Source organism: Marivita sp., assembly GCF_022763305.1.
Lineage (GTDB): Bacteria > Pseudomonadota > Alphaproteobacteria > Rhodobacterales > Rhodobacteraceae > Marivita.
Genome location: NZ_JALEGT010000095.1, coordinates 1 through 4,745 on the forward strand (window position 1 = coordinate 1; position 4,745 = coordinate 4,745).

Consider the following 4,745-nt stretch of genomic DNA (forward strand, 5'->3'; position numbering starts at 1 on the left):
CGATCCGGATTCCATGCCAATGAACCGAACTGGGATCCGGGACCTCATTGCGGAACCGACGACGCACCCGATCACCCTGTGCGACCCGGATTTCCGGGGCTGGGACAAGGCCGCCATAGCCCCAGATCTCTGTTTCCGGGTAGCTGTCCGGAAGAAGCTGTCGACGTACAACCTTGGCAACCACATCCTCGAAAGGGGTCTCTGCATATACTGACCGCGGGATTGCCACCGCGCAGGTCGCAAATGTTGCATGGCGCAAGAATTCCCGACGTGTTTGTTTCATTTTTCGTCCTCGAGAAAAGCGAGGGCTAAACGCCCTCGCGTAAGTTTAGTTCGACCCGGCGTTTGAGGCCTCGACCGTGTCTTTATCCAGCAGGTAAAGCGCCATTGCCTGGCGGTCGTCAGCCGTCAGAAACCGGGTTCCCTCTCGAACAACTTCAGCCATGCTGCCGCCGAAGGCGTCACCCGACGGAGTAATGCCGGTTTGCAAGGCATAAGCGAGATTTGAAACCGTCCAGTCTTTAGCCTCGAGGTCTTTCGGACGTATCGAAGGTGCCTTGCTTCCACCGGGGAGTTGGTCGTTGCCGGCAAAGGAGGCACCGATGTCGCGCCCGCCCGCGAGGTTCCGCGGAGTGTGGCATGCGCCGCAATGCGCTGCCCCGCGCACCAATTCCCGTCCTCGATTCCAACCATCGCTTCGACCCTCAATCGGTTCGGTCTTCGGGTCGTAGAAGAATGCGGCCCGCCAGAGCTTGAGTCCCCAGCGTTGGTCGAACGGAAAGCCGACATCGTTCTTCGGTGCAGGTTCCGCTACGGGAGGCACCGTTTGAAACGCCGCCCAGAGATCCGCGACATCCTGATCCGAGAAATCCGCGTAAAACGTGTATGGGAAGGACGGGTAATACGGGGTTCCATCGGGTCCGATACCCTGGCGGACGGCCTTTGCGAACTGTTCTGCCGTCCAGGCGCCGATGCCATGTTCTGGATCGGTTGTCAGGTTGGGAGGGTAGAATGTTCCGAAGGGGGTTTCGAGGGGCGCGCCCCCGGCAAGTGGCGCGCCTCCCGCTTCAAAATTGGTATGACAGGCAATACACCCACTGGCGCGCGCCAGATACGCGCCTTGGTCGACATTGCCCTGTGTTGTGATCGGGGTCACCGCACTGCCGACTGGCCAGGCGATCACCGCCCCGAGACCGGCCGCGCCCAGCACGGCGATCCCGCTGACGAACGTCAATAACCGCCGCATGGTCAGTCTTCTTCCGCCCGGAAGCGTTCATGGCAGGCGGAGCAGACCTGCGTCGTCATCGCAAATGCCGCGTCGGCGGGCATTTCGGCAATGGCGGCAGCATCCATCATGTTATTGCCACCCATCATCGTGCTTCCGCCCATCATGCTGTTGGCGCTTCCCATCATGGACCCGCCACCCATCATCGTCGCGCCACCCATTGAGGCATTGCCGTTCATGCCGCCCAAGCCGTTTCCGGCCGCGCGTTCCAATCCTTCGGAATACTCCTCAAGCTGCGTCGCCAACGCCGCGAAGCGGTCCCATTCAGTCCAAACCTCGTCTTTGGCTTCCGAGGGCATGCCCCCTGTGCCTTCAGGAAACAGTTTCGTCATGTTCTCACCGGCGTGCTGCTGGAACAGGCGCGCAGCGTCACGGACGGTCTCTGCGTCGTAAGGCGTTTCACCTTGCATCATGGGCGCCACGGCTTTGACTGCCTTCCCCATTGCCAGCATGGCGTCCATGCGTTCTTTGACGATGCCGGTCGCGCCGCCATGGGCGAATGCCGCGACTGCAGTTCCAGCAATCAATATTGTTGCTGTGACGGTGATTTTCTTCATCTTTTCGATCCTTCGATAGGTCTGCTGTGTGCTTGATGTGAAATCAGACCCATTGTCGTGGCGGTGGAGGATCGTTGTTGGGGCGCAATTCGGTTCGTTGCATCGCGCCGTCTTGCATGACGGTTTTCAAGAAAAGAGGCTCGTAAATCACGTTTGGCTGAAGCAACAACGCGGCAGGGACAGAACAATCCAGGCCCGGATGACAGTGGCCAGAGTCTGTGCTCGTCGATGCCCCAAGATCCTCATGAACGTGGATGTCTTGCGACAGGGCCGCTTCAACATGAAATGCGGGTGCCTCGGGCACACCGAGCACAATGAGGAAAAGGCCGAAAACGGTCGACAGAATCCATCTGTTCGCCTTCGACCAACGCATCAGTTGATCCCATTTGCCCGTTGCAATTCGCGAACGTAGGCGGCCACCATCTTGACGTCCCCTTGGGTCAGCCCCTCGATCCTTGGCATGTTTCCGAAATTCCAGTGATGCGCGCGCACGCCGTTTTGGGCGGCCAGAACAAAGGCCATGTCCGAATGGTGGCTTGGTTCGTAAATCTTGTGCACCAGAGGCGGCGCAACACCGTTGCGACCGGCGGCATTTTTACCGTGACACTCAGAACACATTGCCTCGAAAATGGTCTTTCCGAGCGCCGCCTGCTGCGAGAGGTCGTCAGGTAGTTGGACCTGAACAATCGGGTCGCCTTCAGCGATCTCGCTTGTGTCCGGTGGCGTCATGGAGTGACCCACAGCCGTATCCTTTGAACCGGCGAACTGCCAAACGGCAAACCCTCCGCCGACAATGAAAACGGCACCAATGAGCGCGGTCAGTTTATCCATGCCTGTATCTTCCGTCTTGCCCGATGTCTCAGATGAGTTTGACTTGAGTGCCGACAGGTGTCCGCTCGTAGACTTCCTCGATCTGTTCGTTGAACAATCCGATACATCCGTTTGAAGATCGACGACCGATCTTGCGCGTGTCCTGTGTCCCGTGAATCCGGTAATATTGCCAAGATAGATAAAGTGCACGAGTACCCAGGGGGTTTGCCGGATCGCCCCCTTCAACGAGCGCCGGCCATTCCGGATTGCGTTCCCGCATAGAAGGTGTCGGCGCCCAGCTTGGGTTCTCGCGCTTTTCCACCACTTCGGTGTAGCCGCGTTTTGTTAGCTCATCGGTCAGCGGAACGGATGTCGGATAAATCCGCATCTCGCCATCTGCAGTCCAATGCTGAAGCGCGCGAGTTTCCGTATCTGAAATAATGATCCCCTTACCCAGCGCTTCAAAGTGATCTTGCCACTCATGAATTCGGAAAGACGAGATATTTCGGCGAATGACCTCGGCGCGGACAACGCTTGGCGCAAACAAGGCGATACCCGCGAATCCCATCATTTTCCGACGGTTCAAGTCTCTGCTTCGTGAAGACGTCATGACATACTCCAAGCCTCGATTATTAGTTGACGCATTTGTATCCGAGACCCAGCCTCAGGCAACCTGACAAGCCCGCGAGAAGTGTATCGATTTGTATCCTTGACCTTTCCCCACTGGAAGCTGGCAGATGGGGCAAGCTCACAGTCGAGAGGATGTCATGAACAAGCAGAGCCAACAAAATAAGCCGATCAAAGACAGGCTCATGCATTACGGGATGATGGCGTGCTGCGTCGTTATGCTCGTGCCGATTGTTGGTTTTCTCCTCGCCGGAGGAACGATGTCGGGGCTGTGGAGCAACGCGGCTGTCTTCGCGCCTTTGCTGCTTTGCGTCGGAGCGCATCTTCTTATGTTCAAGGTCATGGGTAAATCGTGCCATTCAAAAGAAGCAAGAAGCGAAATCGAAGACGTGTCCCAGACAGTACCGTCCACAATTCCAGTCGTCGTCCGAGACGGGCAATAAATTGCGTGGAACGCCACGAGTAATCGCAGTGCTGTCGTCACTTACGGTGCTTGGCGGCTGCGCGGCTAACTTCGAGGACTGTCCAGAGCGCAACGCTATCGTTTCCAGCAAAGAGGGAAAATCCATCCTTCCCGATGGATGCCAAACGGTTTCCGTTTCCCTTGGAGGTGTGTCGCAGATTGTCTGTTCAGACGGCCGACAGGGATTTGCGGTCGGGGGTATTTAAGGCAATGACGCCTTACAAAGATAACCGAGCGGGCAATACGTGAAAAAGACGGACGTCGTGTTTAAGAACCTGTCACTTCTATATCGCGCCTTCATTCTGCCCTTCGTGTTGCTCGCAGTCGCTACGGGTAGTGCGTCTGCGGAGACATCGGTCGTCTACACGAGTGCTCCTCTGACGGCGCGCCTCATCGCCGCTCAAGACGGCGTTTCCGAAAATACGCGAACATTGCCAGCAGGACTTCATATTCAGCTGAACGAAAGCTGGAAGACGTACTGGCGGTCGCCAGGAGAAGTCGGTATCCCGCCTTCGGTCGAGTGGGGAGGTTCCGAAAACGTCGCAGATGTCGAATTCATGTGGCCCGCCCCAACGCGGTTCACCGCCTTCGGCATCGAAAACTTCGGCTATTCGGATGAAGTGGTCTTTCCGCTGCGCGTCGTGCTCGATGAGCCCGGCACCCCGGCCACTCTCTCTGCACAGGTCAGACTTCTGGTGTGCTCTGATGTCTGCGTCCCGGAAGAGTTTAACCTGTCACTTCACCTCGGACGCGGCAACGGCATCGACAGCTCGTCCGCAGCACTGATTGGGAGATATTCCGAGCGTGTCCCCGACGGGCCTGAGGCGGGTGGTGTCAGAGAAGCAAATGCATTCGTCAACGAAGGCCTCACGGAGCTCATCGTGAGCCTGCGCGTCAATGAACCACTCCGGTCGCCGGATGTGTTTCCCGAACTCGGTTTGGGTGTTGCGCTTGGCAAACCCGATATTCGTTTGGCGGAACAGGGACGTTTGCTTTGGGCGCG

The 4,745-nt window shown here is 57.4% G+C and carries 8 protein-coding genes; 2 read left to right on the plus strand and 6 right to left on the minus strand.

The window, feature by feature from the left end; all coding sequences use genetic code 11:
• The 6 genes from MRY75_RS16920 to MRY75_RS16945 form a co-directional block, all read right to left on the minus strand.
• Positions 1–283, minus strand: a 283-nt coding sequence (locus MRY75_RS16920; protein WP_292309181.1) for a multicopper oxidase domain-containing protein, incomplete at its 3' end; no start/stop codon positions are given.
• Between the two features lie 45 nt (positions 284–328).
• Positions 329–1,246 (minus strand): cytochrome c, encoded by a 918-nt coding sequence (locus MRY75_RS16925; protein WP_292309182.1) that lies wholly within the window; start codon positions 1,244–1,246, stop codon positions 329–331.
• Between the two features lie 2 nt (positions 1,247–1,248).
• Positions 1,249–1,842 carry a cytochrome c gene (locus MRY75_RS16930; RefSeq protein ID WP_292309183.1) on the minus strand — a complete coding sequence of 198 codons (594 nt, stop codon included), beginning with the start codon at positions 1,840–1,842 and terminating at the stop codon, positions 1,249–1,251.
• Between the two features lie 43 nt (positions 1,843–1,885).
• Positions 1,886–2,215 carry a hypothetical protein gene (locus MRY75_RS16935; RefSeq protein ID WP_292309184.1) on the minus strand — a complete coding sequence of 110 codons (330 nt, stop codon included), beginning with the start codon at positions 2,213–2,215 and terminating at the stop codon, positions 1,886–1,888.
• Complete coding sequence (locus MRY75_RS16940; RefSeq protein WP_292309185.1) at positions 2,215–2,673, minus strand: cytochrome c; 459 nt, start codon at positions 2,671–2,673, stop codon at positions 2,215–2,217. The genes MRY75_RS16935 and MRY75_RS16940 overlap by 1 nt, the downstream gene beginning before the upstream one ends.
• A 28-nt stretch (positions 2,674–2,701) precedes the next feature.
• A complete protein-coding gene (locus tag MRY75_RS16945; RefSeq protein WP_292309188.1) occupies positions 2,702–3,220 on the minus strand; it encodes a L,D-transpeptidase in 519 nt (172 codons plus the stop codon).
• Positions 3,221–3,419: 199 nt separating this feature from the next.
• On the opposite strand from MRY75_RS16945, the gene MRY75_RS16950 reads away from it, so the two are divergent.
• Positions 3,420–3,722 carry a DUF2933 domain-containing protein gene (locus MRY75_RS16950; protein ID WP_292309186.1) on the plus strand — a complete coding sequence of 101 codons (303 nt, stop codon included), beginning with the start codon at positions 3,420–3,422 and terminating at the stop codon, positions 3,720–3,722.
• 265 nt (positions 3,723–3,987) lie between these two features.
• The coding region (locus MRY75_RS16955; RefSeq protein WP_292309187.1) for a protein-disulfide reductase DsbD domain-containing protein at positions 3,988–4,745 on the plus strand (758 nt) is incomplete at its 3' end.